General features: G+C 71.4%; 16 protein-coding genes. 4 read left to right on the top strand and 12 right to left on the bottom strand.

What is annotated here, in order from left to right; all coding sequences use genetic code 11:
- Positions 1-109: 109 nt before the first annotated feature.
- The 5 genes from JNK12_06020 to JNK12_06000 all read right to left on the bottom strand — a co-directional run bounded on the left by JNK12_06020 (position 110) and on the right by JNK12_06000 (position 7,441).
- Positions 110-1,528, bottom strand: coding sequence for a DUF2029 domain-containing protein (locus JNK12_06020; protein ID MBL8775464.1), 1,419 nt, complete (start codon positions 1,526-1,528; stop codon positions 110-112).
- Positions 1,525-2,862, bottom strand: coding sequence for a DUF2029 domain-containing protein (locus JNK12_06015; GenBank protein ID MBL8775463.1), 1,338 nt, complete (start codon positions 2,860-2,862; stop codon positions 1,525-1,527). Before JNK12_06015 ends, JNK12_06020 begins: the two co-directional genes overlap by 4 nt.
- A 29-nt stretch (positions 2,863-2,891) precedes the next feature.
- The gene (locus JNK12_06010) at positions 2,892-4,664 is read right to left on the bottom strand and encodes a hypothetical protein (GenBank protein MBL8775462.1); all 1,773 of its coding nucleotides are present in this window, start codon (positions 4,662-4,664) and stop codon (positions 2,892-2,894) included.
- Positions 4,665-4,739: 75 nt separating this feature from the next.
- Positions 4,740-6,752: an excinuclease ABC subunit UvrB gene (uvrB, locus tag JNK12_06005; GenBank protein MBL8775461.1), complete on the bottom strand. Its 2,013-nt coding sequence runs from the start codon at positions 6,750-6,752 to the stop codon at positions 4,740-4,742.
- 77 nt (positions 6,753-6,829) lie between these two features.
- Positions 6,830-7,441 (bottom strand): dephospho-CoA kinase, encoded by a 612-nt coding sequence (locus tag JNK12_06000; protein ID MBL8775460.1) that lies wholly within the window; start codon positions 7,439-7,441, stop codon positions 6,830-6,832.
- Positions 7,442-7,552: 111 nt separating this feature from the next.
- On the opposite strand from JNK12_06000, the gene JNK12_05995 reads away from it, so the two are divergent.
- From JNK12_05995 to JNK12_05980, 4 genes are all read left to right on the top strand, one after another.
- Positions 7,553-9,337: a GAF domain-containing sensor histidine kinase gene (locus JNK12_05995; GenBank protein MBL8775459.1), complete on the top strand. Its 1,785-nt coding sequence runs from the start codon at positions 7,553-7,555 to the stop codon at positions 9,335-9,337.
- Between the two features lies 1 nt (position 9,338).
- Positions 9,339-10,058 carry a response regulator transcription factor gene (locus JNK12_05990; GenBank protein ID MBL8775458.1) on the top strand — a complete coding sequence of 240 codons (720 nt, stop codon included), beginning with the start codon at positions 9,339-9,341 and terminating at the stop codon, positions 10,056-10,058.
- Positions 10,059-10,267: 209 nt separating this feature from the next.
- Positions 10,268-10,456 (top strand): Flp family type IVb pilin, encoded by a 189-nt coding sequence (locus JNK12_05985; GenBank protein ID MBL8775457.1) that lies wholly within the window; start codon positions 10,268-10,270, stop codon positions 10,454-10,456.
- 74 nt (positions 10,457-10,530) lie between these two features.
- Positions 10,531-10,728 carry a hypothetical protein gene (locus JNK12_05980; protein ID MBL8775456.1) on the top strand — a complete coding sequence of 66 codons (198 nt, stop codon included), beginning with the start codon at positions 10,531-10,533 and terminating at the stop codon, positions 10,726-10,728.
- Positions 10,729-10,838: 110 nt separating this feature from the next.
- Here JNK12_05980 and JNK12_05975 read toward each other — a convergent pair whose 3' ends face one another.
- From JNK12_05975 to rpsA, 7 genes are all read right to left on the bottom strand, one after another.
- Positions 10,839-12,431 (bottom strand): hypothetical protein, encoded by a 1,593-nt coding sequence (locus JNK12_05975; protein MBL8775455.1) that lies wholly within the window; start codon positions 12,429-12,431, stop codon positions 10,839-10,841.
- Between the two features lie 44 nt (positions 12,432-12,475).
- Complete coding sequence (locus tag JNK12_05970; protein MBL8775454.1) at positions 12,476-13,390, bottom strand: type II secretion system F family protein; 915 nt, start codon at positions 13,388-13,390, stop codon at positions 12,476-12,478.
- A gap of 1 nt (position 13,391) precedes the next feature.
- Complete coding sequence (locus JNK12_05965; protein ID MBL8775453.1) at positions 13,392-15,320, bottom strand: type II secretion system F family protein; 1,929 nt, start codon at positions 15,318-15,320, stop codon at positions 13,392-13,394.
- Positions 15,317-16,681: a CpaF family protein gene (locus JNK12_05960; protein ID MBL8775452.1), complete on the bottom strand. Its 1,365-nt coding sequence runs from the start codon at positions 16,679-16,681 to the stop codon at positions 15,317-15,319. Before JNK12_05960 ends, JNK12_05965 begins: the two co-directional genes overlap by 4 nt.
- Positions 16,682-16,722: 41 nt before the next feature.
- Positions 16,723-18,198, bottom strand: a complete 1,476-nt coding sequence (locus tag JNK12_05955; protein MBL8775451.1) for a P-loop NTPase — start codon at positions 18,196-18,198, stop codon at positions 16,723-16,725.
- Positions 18,195-19,031, bottom strand: a complete 837-nt coding sequence (cpaB, locus tag JNK12_05950) for a Flp pilus assembly protein CpaB (GenBank protein MBL8775450.1) — start codon at positions 19,029-19,031, stop codon at positions 18,195-18,197. The genes JNK12_05955 and cpaB overlap by 4 nt, the downstream gene beginning before the upstream one ends.
- Positions 19,032-19,234: 203 nt before the next feature.
- Positions 19,235-20,695: a 30S ribosomal protein S1 gene (gene rpsA, locus JNK12_05945; protein ID MBL8775449.1), complete on the bottom strand. Its 1,461-nt coding sequence runs from the start codon at positions 20,693-20,695 to the stop codon at positions 19,235-19,237.
- Positions 20,696-20,706 lie beyond the last annotated feature (11 nt).

The raw sequence follows: 20,706 nt of genomic DNA, 5'->3' as shown, positions 1-20,706 counted from the left end.
GAACCGGGTCGAACGTGTGTTTGACCAGCCGGTTCTTTCGGGTGGATCCGGGTGGGCCGCAGTGCCCGTTCCCGAGGTCCCCGCCCCCGGGGTCCGGACGGCGGGGAGGTCAGGCCGTGGCGACCTCGGATCGAGGAGCGGAGGGCTGGTCGGTCGGAGCCGTCGCGGCCAGGGTGTCGTCCACCGTGCGTTGCGGTGGAGGTCCTCGGCGCACCAGGAGCGCGACGAGCACGAGCATCTCGAGCACGGGAAGGGCGACGTCGCGCCCCCACGCCTGGAGGTGCTCGAGGGCCGATGGGCCGCCGGCCCCGACCGCCACGGGGAACATCGCGATCTCGATGAGGGCGCCTTGGGCGAGCGCGACCCACGTCAGCCGTGAGCGGGCCACCAACGCCAGCACCGGCAGTCCCCAGGCCCAGTACCACGGGAGGAAGTTGGCGCCCACCACCGCATAGGTGAGCAAGACCGCGCCCACCAAGGTCGCCAACTCGGGGTCGCGCCAGCGCCGGAGCACGACGACGACGCAACCCACCGCCACGGCCGCCTGGGCCAGCTTGGAGATCAGCTCCCGGGCGTCGCGCTCGGCCTCCTCAGGCGCCACACCGTCGTCCACCCGGTGGTCGATGAGCGCATCACGGGGCGCGTGCCAGATCGACGACGCGGTCTGGTTGAGCTGGGCCCGTTGGAGTGGGGCGATGGCCTCTCCCCCGCCGAAGGCCGCCAGCGACCCCAGGACGAGGAGGGCGAACACCCACGATGCGGCCAGCATCGAGCGCAGCCCCTGGCGACGCCAGAGCCACACCACGGCGGCGACCACCGCGAGGACGACGGCGAGCTTGACCAGCACGGCGGCGGCGAAGGCCACCCCGGCCCACGCCGGGCGTCGGTCGATGGCCAGCAGGACGCCGGCCAGCAGGGCCAGTCCGACGAGAGCGTCGTTGTGGCCGCTGTTGACGACGCTGACGATGATCAGCGGGTTGAGGGCCACGCAGACCAGGCCGGCGACGGCCACCTTTCGGCGGTGGAGCAGCACCAGCACGCCGGCGACCGCGGCCGCGGCCAGACCCTGGAAGAACAGCCGGGCGCCGAGCAGTGACTCCCCCACGAGTGCGCCGCCGATGGCCGACAGCGAGGCGAACCACGGGCCGTAGACCGACGGGGTGTGCTGCCACTGCGTGTCCATCGACGACAGGAGGGGGTCACCGGCGAAGTCCGCGGGCAGGTTCGTGTAGGGGCTGACGTGGTGCACGCCCAGGATGCGGCCGTACATCGCGTACGCCCACAGATCGCGCGACTCGAGGGGCGGCACGACCACGGCGACGGCGAGGAGGCCGCCGGCGGCCCAGTACAGCGTCCGTCGCTCCAACCAGGGGTCGCGCAGCTCGGTCACCAGCACGCCGGCGAACCCGACGTAAGCGGCCACGAGCAGCCCGAGGTTGAGCGCGGTCGAGGTGCTCCCGGCGACCAGGAGGAGCCCCGTCGCGCCGACGGCGACGACCAGCGCGGCATGCCGGCCCGTGTGCGTCACGCCGGCACCCCTGCGCCGACAGAGCCGGGGGTGGGTCCACCCGACGGTGCCGTCTGCGGCGGATCGGTCCGGGCGAGCTCGCGCAGGGCCAGCGCGCCGACGGCGATGGTGAGGCCGTTGCGGGCGAGGAGGACGGCGAGCGACAGCGGCGCACCGTCGGCCAGGCCCCGCCACAGCACCGGGTAGACGAGGTGGGACAGCACCACGACGGCGAGCAGCGCCGACGCCGCAGGCAGCGCCCGGCGGGGGGCGAGGGCGAGGGCGGCGGCGCCCAGGGCCAGGATCCAGACGACGTACTGCGGCGAGTAGACCGAGCCCAGGCCGAGGAGCAGGGCCAGCGTGCCGAACATCGCCATCGCCAGCCCCGGGGCCGACCCCCGTCGGACCTCGGAGGCGCACCGGCGGGCGGTGAGAACGACGACGGCCAGGCTGACCAACGAGGCGGTGAGGGTGAACGCGCGGGAGACGCTGCTGGCGATGTCGACGGCGCCGTACTGGGTGACGATGGTCGCCGGGTAGCCGAAGGCGTGCGCGGTGAGCACCAGCGACCCCCACGTGCTCTCCCAGTGCAGGCCGCGCTGGCCCTGGTCCGAGATGAGCGAAGCGACCAGGTCACCGAACTCGGGCACGAAGGCGACCATGGTGATCGCGGCGCCGAGCACGGCGCCGACGACGACCTGGCGCCGACGGGGGCTGACCACCCAGGCGTGGGGCAGGAGGAACACGGCGTAGACCTTGGTGAAGACACTGGCGCCGAGGAACGCACCTGCGGCGCGCCAACGCCCGGCGGCGGCCCGTTCGAGGGCGGCGATGGTGAGCACCGCCGGGAGCAGGTCGAAGCGGGTGTACACGACGGGTCCGAGGAGAGGCACGACCAGGACCCAAGCGATCAGTCCGTGCCAGTGGCCGGTGCGGCGGGCCAGCAGAGCCAGGAGAAGGGCGCCGAGGGCGTCGACCAGCACCATCACCCCGATGAAGGCCGTCCGGTAGGTGATCCCGAGGGCGGGGGCGAGGACGTGGGGCGAGTCGATGACGACCAGCGCTCCCGGCGGGTACGAGATGCCCTGGTCGCGGTACGGCCGCTCGCCCTCGTCCAGTGCCCGTCGGGCCACGTCGGCGAACGTGTTCACGTCGTTGCCCGGGTCGACCTGGGGGTCGCCGTAGGCCATCGGGTGGTCGGCCACCGCGCCGGCGAGCAGGCGGGACAGGGCGAAGGCCACGATCAGCGCGACGACGAGGCGACGCGACGACCGGGGACGCCAGGACGCGATCCGGTCCGCACGCGCGGCCCACGTCGACGGGGCCACCTCCTCCTCCGCCGCTTCTTCAGCCACGACGGAGTCGGGTACGAGACCGGTGACGCTCACGAGGCCGCCAGCACCTGGACACGCCAGCGCGCACCGTCCACCGCATCGGCGGTCGACACCACCCGGTAGGAGCCCTCGACCGCCGCTTCGGTGCCCTCGGGGTCGTCACCGACGAACACGAGGCGATCGACTCCCCCGTCCCGCAGGCGAGCGGCGTACTCCCCCACCGCGGCCTCGTCCACCAGGAGCCACCGGCCCTCCGGAACGTGCTCCCAGCTCAGACGGGCGAGGGCGTTCCCCGTGGTGAGGACCACGGGCGGACCCCCGTCCCCCGCCTCGGTGCTCTCGGCCACCGATGCGACCTGGGCCACGATGGCGTCGGTCCCGTCGACGACGGCTCGCAGCGAAGCGACGCCCGATGCTGCAAGGCAGGCCGTGACCACGAGCAGCGCGACGGCGAGTCGTGTGACCGCCTCCCGCGGGAAACGCGGAATGGACGCGGCGAGCCCGGCGAGGGCCAGCGGCACGAGGGTCGGCAGGGCGACCGCGAAGTACCGCCCGCCCCACTCGCCCGAGCCGCCGGTGGTGTACTGGGTGGCCAACACCGCCACCACGAAGGTGCCCCCGGTGCCCGCGACCAGCGCAGCGGCCCCGCGGAGCTGCTCCCGGTGGAGCAGACAGAGGCCGACGAGGAGCAGCGGAAACGCGGCGAGCAGGCCGGGGATCAGCCCGATGGGTGCGATGAGGAGGCGGAGCGCCGCGCACAGGGCCGCCGCGCCGACGAGCACGGTGACCAGTCCGACGTCGACGATCGGGCGTCGGGCGGCCAGCGCCGCCCCCACGAGCAGACCTCCGACGAGGAGCACCAGCAGGGCGCCCAGGGGGCGACCGCCGTAGCTCGGGGCCAGGACGGTGGTCAGGAGGGCCTCCACCCGGCCACCGATGAGGCCCACCACGCCATCCGAGGTGCCGGCGGGGACCCCGATGGGCCGGGCGGCCGACACGACGGCCTGGGTGAGGAGGCCGTCGGCGACCTTGGCCGCGACTGCACCGGCACCGGCACCGGCGGCGACGAGGAGCGCGGAGCGTTCTCGCCGGCGCAGGGCGTGCACCCCGAAGGCGGCCGCCAGCGCCAGGCCGTAGAGGATCGCCTCGTTGCGCAGGAGGCCGGCCAGGAGCACGAGCACCGGGACCAGCAGCGCCCAGCGGGCACGCCGGTCGCCCACGGCCCGGAGCCCGACGAGCAGCGCCGCCGTCACCGCCGCGGCGCCCAACGTGTGGGCGATGAGCAGGTAGCTGTCGAAGAGCAACGGGCTCCCGAGGCCCACCACCCAGAGCGTGACCCGGCCGAGCCCCGGCCGCACGAACCCCGCGACCCCGGCGCCGGCGAGCGCCGCCGCCACCGCGCCCAGGATCGAGAGGACGCGCAGGGCCTCGACGCCACCCAGTCCGAACAGCGGCGTGGCCAGCAGCGGGTAGACGATGTGCTTCACGAACGGCGCGCCCCCGTCCTCGGTGGGCTGCGAGAGGTCGTAGGGGAAGGCCGCACCCGTCGGGTCGACCTCGGGGAACGGGTGCGGCACGACCCAGGTGCCTTCGTCGTGCAGTTGGCGGGCCTGGGCGACGAGCGCCCCCTCGTCGGCCGAGAAGAGACCCCGGCCGCTGATGAGGGGCAGGAGCGCAAGGAGCACCAGTCCGAGGGCGGCGGCGTGGGCCCACAACGGTGCCGCCCAGGCCCGTGACCACCGAGGGTGCGACGCCTCGCCACGGGTGGTGGCCGGGCCGGCTTTCGCCTCGGGGACGGCGTCGATCACCGTGTGCGGGGGCACGTCCCCCTATCGGCGGCGGCGGGGCTTCCTGGAGGCCCGAGTTGCCCCAGGCGAGGTGGTGAACCGCGTGCGGCCTCAGACCACCTCGCGCAGCTCGCGCTTGAGGTCGGCGATCTCGTCCCGCAAGCGGGCCGCGTACTCGAAGCGCAGCTCGGCGGACGCCTCGTGCATCTCCTCCTCGAGCGTGCGGATCAGACGTCCGAGCTCGTCGTGGGGCAGGTCGGCGAAGTCCGAACGCTGGTCACGCTTGCGGGACCGGCGATCGGCGCCGGGCACGGGGACGCCCTCGGCAGGGCGGAGCTGGGCCAGGATGTCGGTGACGGCCTTGCGGATCGTCTGCGGGTCGATGCCGTGCTCCTCGTTGTACGCCTGCTGGAGCCCGCGCCGGCGGTTCGTCTCGGAGATGGCCCGCTGCATCGAGTCGGTGACGGTGTCGGCGTACATGACCACCTGCCCGTCGACGTTGCGCGCGGCCCGGCCGATGGTCTGGATGAGCGACGTCTCGCTGCGGAGGAAGCCCTCCTTGTCGGCGTCGAGGATGGCCACCAGCGACACCTCGGGCAGGTCGAGGCCCTCCCGCAGCAGGTTGATGCCCACGAGCACGTCGAACTCGCCGAGGCGCAGGTCCCGCAGGATCTCGATGCGCTCGATGGTGTCGACCTCGCTGTGCAGGTAGCGCACCCGGAGCCCGAGCTCGAGGAGGTAGTCCGTCAGGTCCTCGGCCATCTTCTTGGTGAGGGTCGTGACGAGGACGCGGGCGTCGACCTTGATGCGCTCGTTGATGGCCTCGACGAGGTCGTCGATCTGGCCCTTGGTGGGCTTGACGATGATCTCCGGGTCGATGAGCCCGGTAGGGCGCACGATCTGCTCGACGACCTGGCTGGAGTGCGACAGCTCGTAGTCGCTCGGGGTGGCCGAGAGGAAGACGACCTGGTTGACCTTCTCCATGAACTCCTCGAACCGCAGCGGGCGGTTGTCGGCCGCCGAGGGGAGGCGGAACCCGAACTCGATGAGGTTCTCCTTGCGCGACCGGTCGCCCTCGTACTGGCCGTGCAGCTGGGGCACGGCCACGTGCGACTCGTCGAGCACGACGAGGTAGTCGTCGGGGAAGAAGTCGAGCAGCGTGTTGGGCGGCGTGCCCGGGCCGCGGCCCTCGATGGGGGCCGAGTAGTTCTCGATGCCGTTGCAGAAGCCGAGCTCCTGCATCATCTCGAGGTCGTACTGCGTGCGCATGCGCAGTCGCTGCGCCTCGAGCAGCTTGCCCTCGGACTCGAACCACGCCAGGCGCTCCTGCAGCTCGGCCTCGATGCGGGTGATGGCCGCCTTCATGCGCTCCTCGCCGGCCACGTAGTGGGTGGCGGGGAACACCACGAGCTCGTCGAGCGTGGCCACCAGCTGACCGGTGAGCGGGTCGACCTCGGTGATGGCCTCGACCTCGTCGCCGAAGAGCTCGATGCGCACGGCGTGCTCGTCGTAGGCCGGGTGGATCTCGACCGTGTCCCCCCGGACGCGGAACTTGCCCCGTACCAGGTTCATGTCGTTGCGCTCGTACTGCATGTCGACCAGGCGGCGCAGGATGGCCCGCTGCTCGTGCTCCTCCCCCACCCGCACGTGCAGGAGCTGCTGCTCGTACTCCTCGGGCGAGCCCAGGCCGTAGATGCACGACACCGACGCGACGACGATGGTGTCGCGTCGGGTGAGCAGCGCCGACGTGGCCGAGTGGCGCAGGCGGTCGATCTCGTCGTTCACCGACGAGTCCTTCTCGATGTACGTGTCGCTCGCGGCCATGTAGGCCTCGGGCTGGTAGTAGTCGTAGTAGGAGACGAAGTACTCGACCCGGTTGTCGGGGAAGAACTCCCGGAACTCGTTGGCCAGCTGCGCGGCCAGCGACTTGTTCGGCGCGATGACGAGCGTGGGGCGCTGCACCTGCTCGATGGTCCACGCGATGGTGGCGCTCTTGCCGCTGCCGGTGATGCCGAGGAGGGTCTGGAAGCGGTCGCCGCGATCGATGCCCTCGCTCAGCGCGGCGATGGCGGCGGGCTGATCCCCTGCGGGCTCGAAGTCGGAGACGACCCGGAACGGCGGCACGAGCGCACTCTACCGAGGGGGTGCGACAACGAACCCGGCCCCGGAGGGCCCCGAGCCCGGCCGGGCGGGTTCCTCGCTCAGGGTGCGTCGGGCGTGTGGGGAAGGGCCTGCATCCAAGCCCACACGTCGTCGACCTGCGCCTCGAGCTCGTCGAGCGTGCCCGAGTTGTCGATGACGCGGTCCGCCTTGGCCAGCCGGTCTTCACGCGAGGCCTGGCGACCCATGCGGGCGCGGGCGTCGTCCTCCGGGACCCCCCGCTGGTGCACGAGGCGGTCGAGGGCCACCTCGGGCGGCACGTCCACCACCACGATGCCGGCCATGTCGGCGCGGCCGGACTCCACGAGCAGCGGGACGTCCAGCACGACCACGTGGTCGGTCCCGGCGACCGCCGCCATGCGCTCGGCCATCTCGGCCCCGACGGCGGGGTGCACGATGGCGTTGAGGGCGGCGAGCTCGTCCGCGTCGTTGAACACGATGGCCGCCAGCGCGGGCCGATCGAGCTCGCCGTCCGCGGCGAGCACCCCGTCTCCGAAGCGCTCGACGATCGCGGCCAGCACCGGGGTGCCGGCGCGCTGGAGCTCGTGGGTGATGGCGTCGGCGTCGATGACGACCGCGCCCCGCTCGGCCAACAGCGCGGAGACGGTCGACTTCCCTGCGCCGATGCCGCCGGTGAGGCCCACGAGGATCACGAGCGCGGGACCTTAGCTCTCCCCGGGACCTGCCGATGGAACGGGTGTTCCGATCGAAGGTGTGATGAGCGCGACACCGCACCACCGTGGCGGTGACTGGGAGCGACGGCGATGAGTACGGTCCTCGACGAGGTCCAGACGGGTGAGGGCGATCCGGACGGTGACGCGCCCCGACGCCGTTCGTGGCGCCGCCAGACCGCCCGCCTGACCCGTGCGGGCGGGATCCGTGACGAGGACGACCTCGTCGCCGCCGGTCTCGTCGACGACGTCGACCTGCTCGAGCCCTTCAACCCCGCCATCCTCGCCATCCGCTGGGGCACGACGGCGGTGTCGGTCGCCCTGTCGGTGCCGTTCTTCATCGAGGCGGATTGGAAGGTGGTCGCCTGGTGCGGCGTCATCATGGCGCTCACCATCATCCGGACCGCCCGACCGCTCGAGTACAACGGCGACACCCGCAGCCTGATCTCGGTCCTCGCGGAGCTCGCCATCCCGGTGCTGGCCGTGGCCTCCACCGGCTACTGGGACTCGCCGTTCGTCTTCTCGCTGGTCACCGCGATCATCGTCGCCGGCTTCGCCCGTGGCTTCGGTTTCGGCCTGCGGGTGGCGGGCGCCTCGGCGCTGGCCGTGGCCCTCCCCGACCTCGCCGGGGCGGACATGGACGCCGAAGCCGTGCGCGCCTCGGCCCAGTGGGTCGTGGTCATGCTCATGGTGGCGCTCGTCGCCGGCTACGCCCGGCGCATCTCGGGCGAGGCCGACCGCCAGCACTCCGTGGCCCTCGACCGGCTCGGCCGCCTCGCCGACGCCAACGCCCTGCTGTTCTCCCTCCACCGGGTGACCCAGACGCTGCCGGCGTCGTTCGACCTCGACGAGGTGCTGGACACCACGGTGACCCGCCTGCGGGGCCTGTTCGACTACGACGCCGCGGTCATCCTGCTGCTCGACGACACGGACTCCTCCATGTGGGTGGTCGCCCGCCGGGACGGGACCCGCCTCCCCGAGCGCATCCCCACCGCCCAGCTCCCGCCGCCGCTGCTCGAGGTCGTGACCACCCAGGCGCTGGTCGCCCAGGGCAACCTGCTGCGCGAGGGTGGTCCGGGGCTGGTCCCGTCGACCTCGTCCGGGCTGTACACGCCGCTGCGAGCCCGCGGCGCCATGATCGGGCTGCTGTCGATCGAGCACGCCGACGCCCACCACTTCAGCGCCCGGGACGTGGAGCTCCTCAACGGCTTCGTCGAGCCGGCCGCCCTGGCCATCGACAACGCCCGCTGGTTCTCCCGGCTGCGCACCGTCGGTGCCGACGAGGAGCGGACGCGCATCGCCCGTGACCTCCACGACCGCATCGGGCAGTCACTCGCCTACCTCGCCTTCGAGCTGGACCGCATCGTCTCGGCCGACACCAAGGGCGACGACGTCGGCCCGTCGCTCGAGCAGCTGCGCGGCGACGTCCGCGGGGTGATCCGCGAGGTGCGCGACACCCTGTACGACCTGCGCACCGACGTCTCGGAGAGCCAGGACATGGCCGACACCATCGAGGCCTACGCCAAGCGCGTGGCCGAGCGCAGCAGCATCGAGGTGCGCCTCTTCGCCGACCGTGGGCCTCGCCTGCCCATCCTCCAGGAACGGGAGATGTGGCGGATCGCCCAGGAGGCACTCACCAATGTGGAGCGCCACGCCCACGCCTCGAAGGTGCGGATCGTGTGGCGCTGCAACGGCACCTCGGCCGCTCTCGAGGTGCTCGACGACGGTGCCGGGTTCCCGGAGGGCCGCAGTGGCCGCCTGGACTCGTACGGCATCGTCGGCATGCGAGAGCGAGCGTCCAGCATCGGCGCCACGCTCGAGCTCGTGTCCGCTCAGGGCAAGGGCACCCGCGTCCGATGCCTTCTCCAAGGGGGATGACATGACCATCTACGACACCGCAGCCCAGAACCCGGCCGCTCGAGCCGCATCGCTGGCCGCCCTGCACGCCGGCATCCGGCTCATGCTGGCCGACGACCACCGCATGCTCCGCGAGGGCCTGCGTCGGTCGATGGCGGAGCAGGGCTTCGACATGGTGGGCGAGGCCCGTGACGGCGCCGAGGCCGTGGAGCTGGCCCGGGTCCTCCAGCCCGACGTCATCTTGATGGACGTGACCATGCCCGAGCTCGACGGTGTGGAGGCGACCCGGCGCATCCGCAGCGCGCTCCCCCAGGTGAAGGTCGTGATGCTCACGATGCACGCCGACCAGGACGTGCTCGCCTCGGCGATCCGCGCCGGCGCCAGCGGCTATCTCGTGAAGGACTGCTCGACCGAGGAGATCGCCGAGGCCGTGCGCATGACCGCTCGCGGCGACACCATCATCTCGCCCCGCCTGGCCGCCTCCATGCTGGACGAGGTCCGGCGCATCGACGGACGGCCGGCGGGCGGTCCCGACGAGGAGCGGGTGGTCACGCGGCGTGAGGAGGAGGTCCTCCAGCTCATCGCCGACGGCTGCTCGACCCCCGAGGTCGCCGAACGCCTCTACATCAGCCAGAAGACCGTGAAGAACCATCTCGCGTCGATCTACCAGAAGCTCGACGCCCGGGACCGCACCCAGGCCGTCCTCCAGGCCGTCCGCATGGGCATCGTCCACCTCGACTGACGCGCTCCCCTGCCCCCCTCACCGACCCTGCCGCCGGGCCTCGGCCCGGCGGCCTCGACGCGCCCGTGGGGCACCCCGCCGAAGCCCGGAGGGCACCCAGATTGCCCGGATCTCCGCTACAGGCGGGCCCTGAACAGGCCGATGCATCAAGGGCAGCAACGATCCCGTCGAACGGCGGGACGCGGAATGACTGACCAAAGGAAACACCGATGACCCTCACCTACGAGTTCCTCGCCAACTGGTTCCGTGCCCGCTTCGCCAACAGCGAGCGTGGTGCCTCCCTCGTCGAGTACGCGCTCCTCGTGGCCCTCATCGCCGTGGTGTGCATCGCCGCGGTGACCGTGCTCGGCAACAACGCCTCCAAGAAGTTCGACAGCGTCGGCACCTCGATCAGCTGACGAGGCCGGGACGTGCACGGTGGGGGTGACGGCTTGGCCGTCACCCCCACCCGTGTTCGGGAAAGCGAGGTGCGATGCTCCATCTGGAGTACTTGCTCACCTGGCTCCTGGCTCGGCACGGCGGCACGTCAGAACGGGGAGCTTCGCTGGTGGAGTACGTGCTCATGATCTCGCTGATCGCGATGGTGTGCCTTGCGGCCCTGTCCTACTTCGGCGGCCAGAGCGGCAACAGCCTCAACCAGTCCAGCAACTCGATCGTGAGCGCCGGGTAGCGGCGGATCGAGCCGAGAGGCCGTGAAGAGGGGGCGGCACCGTCCAGGTGCCGCCCCCTCGTCGCGTCCGGGGACGGACGCGGGGCGCGCCCGGCGGCGTGCGGTTCGGATCAGGAGGCAGGCACGGGACACCGGGCGGGGGCCTCGGCGTCGGCCCTCGGGCAGGCCACGATCCAGTCGTCGTCCTCGTACACGACGCCCCAGCCGTCCGCCTCCTCCAGCCAGGACGCGAACGGCGTGTCCCGGTCCCAGAGGACCACCTCGGCGTCGTGGCGCTCGAGCACCGCTCCGGGGTCGAGCCCCTTCACCAGATCGATGTAGTCCGCGGACACCTCGGCGGGATACATGTCGTAGCGATCGTCCATGAACACCCGTACGTCGTCCCCTTCGAGGGCCTCGAGGTAGTTCCCCACGTAGTCCCGGCTCACGAGGCGCACGTCGGTCCCCACCAGGCCCTCGCCGTCGAGCCACTCCACGGCGTCGACGGGGTAGGCCCCGAGCGCGAAGTTCTCGCGGCCCGACTCCGACACCGTCACCAACAGCCCCAGGGCGACGAGGGCGATCGCACCGACGGCGGTCCCGAGCGACCGCCGGGCGCCGTCGATCGAGCCCAGGCCGGCGACGCCGATCGCCATCCCGGGCACGAGCACGAGGCTGGCGACGGGCACGTTGCGCAGCCCGAGCAGCGCGGCGGCGGTGAACACGACCAGCGGGAGCGCGACCCGGTAGCTCGGCCGGCGGACGAGGAGGACCACGGCCACGACGACCTGGACGAGGAACAGCCGCTGGCCCACCGTGTCGAAGGTGGGCGACTTCCACTCGACGATGTTGCGGAGCGTCTCCTGCTTGCTCAGGAGCTGCACCGGGAACAGCAGGAGTTTGGGCCCGAGTGGGTTGAGGGCGCCCAGGGCGGTGCCCAGGAGCCCCCACAGGAGGACGCGACGCTCCGTGCGGGAGCTGCCCCCGTCGAGGTGACGGCCGAGGGCGAGCAGTCCGAGCGCCACCAGACCGAGCGGAAAGGAGCCATGGACGTTGACCCAGAGCCAGAACACGGGCACGGCCCACCGTGGGTCGAGGCCGTCCTCCGCGGCGACCAGCAGGACGGCGAGGAACACGAGACCGAACAGGAGGGGGCGCTCCGTCCATGCCTCGGTGCCGATGCCCACCACGAGCGCCACGATGGCGACCCGGGCGATGAGCGAGCCGGCGGGGCGCGCCAGCCGCCACACGAGGGCGGCCAGCACCGCGGTCAGCGCGCCCATGAGGAGGCGCAGGCCGGTGCCGCCGCCGAGCTGGTCGGCGAGGCCGTAGACGAGTGACGCGAGCCAGCTCTGGACCACCCACGGGCTCCCCTGGGCCGTCCACGAGTACGGGTCGGCGGTCGGGATGCCCCCGTCCAGCAGGAGCCGGCCCGTGGCGAGGTGGGTGAGGAAGCTGTTGTCGCGGAGCGGGGCGAGGCCGATGACGAGGCCCCAGAGCGCGAAGGCCCCTCCGACGACGGCGTTCAGCGACGGTGGCCACCGCCGGGAGGGCGCCGAGGGCCCGTCGAGGGCCCCGGGGGCGGCCAGTGCATCGTCGCCGTCGCCCAACTCGCCGACCTCGCCGCCATCGTCGTCCGGCCCGCCGTCCGGCAGGGCCTCGACCTGTGTCGCCATGTCCTTCTCCCAGTGCTCGGACGGCGTGGCGCCACGTCGTCGGTGCACCACTCCTGTCGGCCCCGAGTCGCCCGGGTCCAGCCCTTGGTGGGTCAGAAGTTGTTGCGGATGCGGATGGCTGCGGGGCCGATGACGACGACGAAGAGGGCCGGGAAGATGCAGAAGACCATCGGGATGAGCATCTTCACCGGCGCCTTTTGCGCCTTCTCCTGGGCGAGCTGGCGGCGCTTGATGCGCATCTCGTCGGCCTGGGCCCGCAGGACCCGTCCGATGGAGACGCCGAAGGTGTCGGCCTGGAGGATGGCCAGGACGAACGAGCGGATCTCGGGGACCTTGGTGCGCCCCTCGAGGGCCCGCATGGCGTCGCTGCGGGACGAGCCGGCCCGGGTCTCACCCAGCATGCGGGCGAACTCGTCGGAGAGCGCTCCGGGGACCGCCTTGACCGTGCGGTCCAGGGCCTGCTCGAAGCCCAGGCCGGCCTCGACGCTGATGACGAGGAGGTCGAGGATGTCGGGCAGCTGGACCTGCATCGAGTGCTGACGGGCCTCGACCCGACGGTTGAGCATGGCGTCCGGGCCGAGCACCAGCGCCAGCGAGGTCATGGCGAACATGAGGAAGGGCATCTTGCCGGTCAGCGGGAGCACGAAGAACGCCAGGATGAAGACCACCGGCACGGCGGCCACCGTGACCACCCGGATGGCCAGGAACCGGTCCACGGCGTCGGCGCTGGGCCGGCCCGAGTACACGAACTTCTGGCGCACGCCGTCGACGTAGCCGACCGGGGTGAAGCGCTGGCCGAGCCCTGTGAGGCCGTGGAGCAGCGGCACGAAGGCCCGCTGGCGGAGCGGGACCAGCAGCTCCTGGTCGCGGACGTTCTCGACTTCGTAGCCGTCGAGCTGCCGGAGCGAGCTGCGGACGACCGACTTCTCTTCGACGTCGGTGAGGACCGTGTAGATGATGACGGCGATGCCGGCACCGATGAGGAGGACGAACAGCGGCAGGAGCATGTCAGATCTCGATCTCTATGGTCTTCTTCATCCACCAGAAGCCGAACCCGGCGAGCACGAGCGCCGCGCCGAGCATGACGTTGCCGGCCTTCGTCGTGAACAGCGCTGAGATGTAGTCGGGGTTCACCACGTACATGGCGGCCGCCAGACCCAGGGGCAACAGGCCGAGCACGATGGCGCTGACCTTGCCCTCTGCGGTGAGCGACGCCACGTCGCGGCGGAGGCGCTCACGTTGGGTCATGGTGTCGCCCACGGTGAGGAGGAGCTCGGCCAGGTTGCCGCCGACCTCCCGCTGGATGCGCACCGCCATGACCGCCCACGAGAAGTCGGGGCTGTTCATGCGCTCGGCGGAGGCCTCGAGGGACTCCTCCAGCGGTCGCCCGAGGCGGGACTCGGTGACCACACGCCGCAGCTCGTTGCCCATGGGCTCGGCGACCTCCTGCGAGACCGCCTCGACGCCCTGCATCAGCGAGTAGCCCGCCCGCAGCGTGCCGGCCAGCAGAGCGAGCGTGTCGGGCAGCTGGGCCAGGAACGCCTTCTGGCGCTTCTTGGCCTTGATGCTGACGATCATCGGGGGGATGGCGGCGAGCACGACGCCGACCACGAGGGTGGCCATCAGGTTGCCCGAGAGCAGGAAGATCAGGACGAACGCCGCCAGCGTGAAGGCGCCGTAGAAGAACAGCGCCTCGGCCGCCCGCAGCGGCATGGCCGCCCGTTCGAGCGAGGCCTCCGTCTTGGCCAGGAGGCCCTGACGCTCGGCGATCTCCTCGGTGAAGTCGACGGCCCGTTGGATGAGGGCGCTGGTGGCGGCGCCGCCGTCGGCGTCGTCGGACTCGCCCTCGGCCCCGTAGCCCTCCGAGTACACCTGGAGGACCGCGGACAGCCCGTCCTCGTCCTTCGAGAAGACCAGGATCAGGGCGTAGGCACCCAGCGTGACGGCCACGAGGGCGAGCAGGACGGCGATGAGCTTGCCCATGCTCGAGTGGAGGATCCCTCCCCCACCACCGCTCGAGGTCGCCATCGGCGACAGCTCGAGGTTCCCGGAGACGGTGCCCCCGTCGACGTACGAGACCGCGGTGCTCAGGTCACCGACGCTGGCCTCGAGGTCGACCACCTCGCCGGCCTTCACCTCGGTGGCGAAGAGCACGTCGTACTGGCCGTCGATGGACGGCAGGACGTCGCGCTTCATGGTGCGGTCGACGTCGGTCGTGGGCAGGTAGCGCCCGCCACTGGTGTTCACGAGTTGCTCGAGGGCGGCCGCCGGGGCCCCGGGCTCGAGGCCCACGGCGAACACTGCGGTGCCGAGCGAGGTGGTGAGCCCGCTGGCGCGGCTGGCCGGCGTCACCGAGGCGCTGTCGGGCGAGGCCGACACGACGACCAGGTTCGGCTGGAGCTCGGTGCTGTCGGCGAGAGCCTGGGCGCCGGCGTAGATCCCGTCCCACATGGCGGCGGCGCCCTGCGGCGTCAGGGTGTCCACCCCGTCGGCGATGGCCTGGGGGTCCGTGGTGAACTCACGCACCATCTGGGTGGTGTCGGCGTAGCTGACGAGCGCCATCTCCGTGCCCTCGGGCAGGTCGGCGGCGAGGCCGGCGACTGCGTCCTTCACCGACGGCAGCGCCGTCTCCATGGCCGCCGACGAGTCGACGACGAAGACCACCCCGCGGGGATCGGCGTTCGGCGTGGGCTCGCCGAGGCGGACGTCTCGGCCGTTCTCGGTGACCTCCAGGCCGTCGAGGTCCGCGGCGTCACCCGTCCAGGTGATGCCGAGGATGGTCTCGGGCCCGTCGGCGCTGTCCACCGAGCGGATGGAGAAGAAGGGCTCGCCGTCCTGGCCGCCGGTGCTCTGGGCCAGGGCCGCGGGCCCGGCGAGCGCGAGGACGCCCACCAGGCCGCTCAGGGCGAGCAGTCGGAGTCGGGTCAGGCGCTTCATCGGATGCCCATCGCTCGGTTGCCGGGCTCGGGCTGGAAGACCTCGGGGCCGAGGCGGATGCCGAGGTCGGCGAGCTTCTCGGCGAACTTCGGGCGCACGCCGGTGGCCTTGAGGTGGCCCTTGTAGCGCCCGTGCTCGTCGATGCCCATCGAGTAGTCGAACAGGAACACGTCCTGGAGCGTGATGACGTCGCCCTCCATCCCCTGCACCTCGGTGATGTGGGTGATGCGACGGGTGCCGTCGCGGAGACGACTCAGGTGCACGATCAGGTCGAGCGCGGAGGCCATCTGCTCACGGATGGCCCGGATCGGGAGCTCGAACCCCGACATCAGGGTCATGGTCTCGATGCGGGAGAGGGTGTCCCGGGGGCTGTTGGAGTGGATGGTGGTGATCGAGCCGTCATGGCCCGTGTTCATGGCCTGGAGCATGTCGAGGGTCTCGCCGGAGCGGCACTCCCCCACCACGATCCGGTCGGGCCGCATGCGCAGGCAGTTCTTGACGAGGTCACGGATGGTGATCTCACCCCGGCCCTCGATGTTGGGCGGGCGGGCCTCCAACGCGAGCACGTGCTCCTGGTGGAGCTGGAGCTCCTTGGAGTCCTCCACCGTCACGATGCGCTCTTCGGGTGGGATGAACGAGGACATCACGTTGAGGGTCGTGGTCTTGCCGGTACCGGTACCACCGGAGACGATCACGTTCAGGCGCCCGACGACGCAGGCCTGGAGGAAGCGGGCCGAATGGGCGTTGAGGGTGCCGAAGCGGATGAGGTCGTCGACCTGGAGCGGGTCCTTGGAGAACTTCCGGATGGTGAGGAAGGGGCCTTCGATGGCCAGCGGGTGGATGACGGCGTTGACTCGGGAGCCGTCGGGCAGGCGGGCGTCGCAGAGCGGTGAGCTCTCGTCGATGCGCCGGCCGATCTCGCCCACGATCTTGTCGATGATGCGCCGCAGGTGGACCTCGTCCACGAAGCTGGCGTTGGCCCGCTCGAGGCGGCCGTTGCGCTCGACGTACACCTTCTCCGGGCCGTTGACCATGACCTCGGTGATCTCCTCGTCCTTGAGGAGCCGGTCGATGGGGCCGTACCCCAAGATGTCGTCGGAGACGTCCTGGATGAGCTGGGCCTTGTCGGCCGCGGAGAGCGGGGCCCGCTCCTGGGCCAGGGCGTTGTGCAGCTGCTCGTGCACCCGACGGCGCAGGTCGTCCTCGGAGAGCCGCTTGTCGTAGAGGATGGGCCCGAGCTCGTCGATGAGCACGTGGTGGATCTTGTGGCGCAGCTCGTCCAGGACGGGGTCACGGCGCTTGGTGACCGCACCTCCGCCCGGCGTCTGCTGCACCTCGTGGAGCCGCTTGTAGAGCGACATCGATCCTCCTTGGAGTTCCTACTTGGTCGGGCTGGTGCGTCCTACCGGCGCCCGGCCGGGGCGGCGATGAAGGTGTCGGCGAGCTGTTCCAGGGCACGGCTGACGGCGGCCTTGGGCGCCGAGAGGATGACGGGCGTGCCCTTGTTGACGGCCTGGGGCACGACCACGTCGCTCGGGATCAGGGAGTCGGCCTTGACCTGGAGCGTCTTCTCGACCTCGCCCACCTCGAGCTTCACCTTGGAGTTCGCTCGGTTGAGCACGAGGCGCAGCTTCGACATCGGCGTGTTCAGGAGGCGCAGGGTCTGCAGCCCGATCTTCACGTTCTTGATGTTGGGGATGTCCATGCCCGCCACCAGCAGGACGTCGTCGCTGACCTCGATCAGGTTGAGGACCACGTCGTTGAAGTAGGCGGGCGTGTCGATCACCACGTGGGAGCAGAAGGTCCGCAGGATCTCGACGATGCGCACCATCTCCGGGCCGCCGATCTGGTCGGCGAAGGCCGGCTCGAGGGGCGCAGGGAGCACCAGCAGGCCCGAGGGCTCGTGGCTGACGAGGAAGCCCTGGAGCAGGCCGGCGTCCAGGCGGTCGATGGCACTGACCGCGTCGACGATGGTGTGCTGGGGCGCCAGCTTGAGCATGACGGCCACGTCGCCGAACTGGAGGTCGGCGTCGACGAGGCAGACGGGCTTGTCGCTGCGCATGGCGAGGCGGACAGCCACGTTGGAGGCGATGACCGACTTGCCGGACCCGCCCTTCGTGGAGAACACGGTGATGACCTGGCCGTGCTCGGTGGCCTCGAGGGGCTCGGGACCGCTGAACTCCGGGGCCCGGGGCACCATCGCCGCGGCCTGGGCCGACAGCGCGTCGGCGACCCGCTGAACTGTCTGGACCAGCTGGTTGCCGTCGAGGGGGATGGCGAGGACGTCCTTCACCCCCGCCCGCAGCGCCTGCTGCAACAGGGTGGTGGACATCTCGGCGGCGATCAGGATGGCCCCGACCTCGGGGTGCATCTGGAGCAGGCGCTCGAGCGCCGCCAGCTCGCTGCCGTAAGCGCACGAGGGCCCGAGGACCGTGACCACGGGCGTGCCGTTGAGTCGCTGGGCCAGGGCGTCGACGCTGGGGAACGGCGCTGCGGTGTCCCCGAGCTGGAGCGCCAGTCGGGTGCGGATCGTCTGGTCGCCGTCCACCACCGCGATCGCGATGTGGCTGAGGCTCGGGGTGGGCAGGTTGGACCCGGGGGCCGGCGCCGCCGGCACGGGTGCCGGGGCGTAGGAGGGGGCGGGCGCAGGCTCGGGACTCAGCGGCGGGAGCGGGTCGTAGCCCCCGTAGCCACCGGGAGCGGCTGCCGGGTCGCCGTAGCCGTTGGCCGGCGCCCCGTACCCCTGGGACGGGGCGCCGTGGCCGTTGACCTCGGGGGCCGGGACCGGGGACTCGAGGGCGGTGCCCCCCGACGGGGGGCCACCCCCGCTGCCGTTTCCGCCGGGGTCACCCCGGCCGAAGAAGGAGGAGAGGCTCATTCCGGCGCACCGTCCGGGCCGTAGGGGGTCAGCTCGCTGCCGCTCTCACCGGGCAGCGGGGTGTCCGGGGTGAGCTCCAGGGCCGGCAGGGGCTCGGGGTCGTAGTCGGGGCCGACGAGCGCCAGGTAGATCTCGGCGGGGTCGAGCGCACTGAGGAGCTGCGCCGACTCGACCGGCACCAGGAAGGTGATGAGCCCGCTGTTGGCGATGGGGGCCGCCGCCGTCGAGGGGGCTGCCGCCGGGTCCTCGCCCTCGGCGCTCGCCGCGGTGATGTTCTCGCCGGGCTGCGGGGTGGCCGTCTGGCCGATCGCGAGGATCTCGACGCTGTGGTACACCATCCGGCTGATGGCCGGGTTGGGGACCCCGGTGTCGGTGCCCTCGCCCTCGCCCTGCGCGGTGACCAGGAGGTCGACCTTGTCGCCGGGGACGAGCAGGCCCGCCACGCCCCGCACCTCGTCGATGGAGAGCGTGATGGCCACCTGGGAGTCGGGGATCCGTGCCGAGAACCCGATCTGGGCCTGGGCCGGGTCGACGAACATCCCGTCGACGAGCACCTGGTTGGCGGCGAGGTTGTTCAGGGCGACCCGGCCGTCGATCTGGTCGAGGCTCCGCACGGCGGTCGCCGGCAGGAACTCGCGCGGGATCTTGTCCTGCACGATGTACCCCTCGTCTCGGGCCTGCTCACCGGGCAGCCCCTTGGGGATGTCCTTGCGCACGACGAAGACGTCGACCCGCTCGGCTCCCTGGTTGGCCTGGTCTTCGACCCCACCGACGTAGTTGAAGATCATGAACGCGGCGAGTGCCCCGACGGCAATCGCTGCGATGAGGATCATTGTTCTCCGAGAGCTCACAGGGACCTCGCTCCTCGATGTTCGGGTTGACGCTGCGAGCGATGCTCTCGACGCGCCGGGAATGTCCATCCCTTCGTCGGCCGTATAGGTCGTCAGGCTTAGGTGTCCTGTGGCAGTTTCTGTGCCAGGACGCGCCACCGCCGCCCCGGAGGGCGGCGGTGGGGACTGCTCGGAGAGGCGGAGGATCAGGCCTCGGGGGCCTCCGCGGCCTCGTCGTCGGCTGCCTCGTCGGCGGGCGTGGCCTCGGCCTCGACCGGCGCGACCTCGGCCTCGGGGGCCTCGACCGGCTCGGCGTCGACCTCGGCGGGCGCCTCGACCACGGCGTCGGTGGCCGCACCCTCAGGGGCGGGCGACGGGGGCTCGCCACCCGGCGGGATGGCGTTGGGGTCGGTGTTGGCGTAGTACTCGGCCCACGCCTCCTGGCCGTCGCTCGGGGTGTCGCCGTCGAGCTCACCGGTGGGGCCGATGTAGTTGCCCTCGGTGTCGTAGGCGTGCTCGCCGAAGTGCTCCTGGTACTCGGCAGCCACGACACCGCCCTCGGCGGCCTGCTTGATCGACAGGCTGATGCGGCGGCGCTGCAGGTCGAGGTCGATGATCTTCACCCACAGCTCCTCGCCGGGGGTGACCACCTGCTCGGGCAGCTCGACGTGGTGGGCCGACATCTCGGAGATGTGCACCAGGCCCTCGATGCCGTCGCCCACCTGGACGAAGGCGCCGAACGGGACGAGCTTGGTGACCCGGCCGTAGACGAGCTCGCCGACGCGGTGGTTGGTGGCGAACTCCTGCCACGGGTCCTGCTGGGTGGCCTTGAGCGAGAGGCTGATGCGCTCGCGGTCGAGGTCGACCTCGAGGACCTGCACCTGGATCTCGTCGCCCACCTGCACGACCGAGCCGGGGTGGTCGACGTGCTTCCACGACAGCTCGGACACGTGCACGAGGCCGTCCATGCCGCCGAGGTCGACGAAGGCGCCGAAGTTGACGACCGACGACACGGTGCCGGTGCGGACCTCGCCGGGCTTCAGGTTGTCGAGGAACTCCTCACGCTGCTCCTTCTGGGTCTCCTCCAGCCAGGCGCGGCGCGACAGCACGACGTTGTTGCGGTTCTTGTCGAGCTCGATGATCTTGGCCTCGAGGCTGCGACCGACGTAGGGCTGCAGGTCGCGGACCCGGCGGAGCTCGACGAGGGAGGCGGGCAGGAAGCCGCGCAGACCGATGTCGAGGATGAGACCGCCCTTGACGACCTCGATGACCGGGCCGCTCACGACGCCCTCGGACTCCTTGATCTCCTCGATCTTGCCCCAGGCCCGCTCGTACTGGGCCCGCTTCTTGGACAGGATCAGGCGACCCTCCTTGTCCTCCTTGGTGAGGACGAGGGCCTCGATGGTCTCGCCCAGCGAGACGATCTCGGACGGGTCGACGTCGTTGCGGATGGAGAGCTCACGGGCGGGGATGACGCCCTCGGACTTGTAGCCGATGTCGAGGAGCACCTCGTCCCGGTCGACCTTGACCACCGTGCCCTCGACCATCTGGCCGTCGTCGACGTCGACCATGGTGGCCGTGTAGGCGTCGGCCATGGCGTCGGCACCGATGTCGTTCTCGGTGATGGCACGGGGGATGTAGTTGCCCTCTTCGTCGAAGGTCCCCATGGGGAGGGACT

This window comes from Acidimicrobiales bacterium (assembly GCA_016794585.1).
Lineage (GTDB): Bacteria > Actinomycetota > Acidimicrobiia > Acidimicrobiales > DATDAH01 > JAEUJM01.
Note: the sequence above shows the minus strand (reverse complement) of the source record. Positions and strands in the feature narration are given on the sequence as shown.

Bases quoted from the DNA above. Each gene is read 5' to 3' on its own strand.
- JNK12_05995 (MBL8775459.1), top strand. From the start codon at position 7,553: ATGAGTACGGTCCTCGACGAGGTCCAGACGGGTGAGGGCGATCCGGAC.
- JNK12_05990 (MBL8775458.1), top strand. From the start codon at position 9,339: ATGACCATCTACGACACCGCAGCCCAGAACCCGGCCGCTCGAGCCGCA.
- JNK12_05985 (MBL8775457.1), top strand. From the start codon at position 10,268: ATGACCCTCACCTACGAGTTCCTCGCCAACTGGTTCCGTGCCCGCTTC.
- JNK12_05980 (MBL8775456.1), top strand. From the start codon at position 10,531: ATGCTCCATCTGGAGTACTTGCTCACCTGGCTCCTGGCTCGGCACGGC.
- JNK12_05970 (MBL8775454.1), bottom strand. From the start codon at position 13,390: ATGCTCCTGCCGCTGTTCGTCCTCCTCATCGGTGCCGGCATCGCCGTC.
- JNK12_05965 (MBL8775453.1), bottom strand. From the start codon at position 15,320: ATGAAGCGCCTGACCCGACTCCGACTGCTCGCCCTGAGCGGCCTGGTG.
- JNK12_05960 (MBL8775452.1), bottom strand. From the start codon at position 16,681: ATGTCGCTCTACAAGCGGCTCCACGAGGTGCAGCAGACGCCGGGCGGA.
- JNK12_05955 (MBL8775451.1), bottom strand. From the start codon at position 18,198: ATGAGCCTCTCCTCCTTCTTCGGCCGGGGTGACCCCGGCGGAAACGGC.
- cpaB (MBL8775450.1), bottom strand. From the start codon at position 19,031: ATGATCCTCATCGCAGCGATTGCCGTCGGGGCACTCGCCGCGTTCATG.
- rpsA (MBL8775449.1), bottom strand. From the start codon at position 20,695: ATGGGGACCTTCGACGAAGAGGGCAACTACATCCCCCGTGCCATCACC.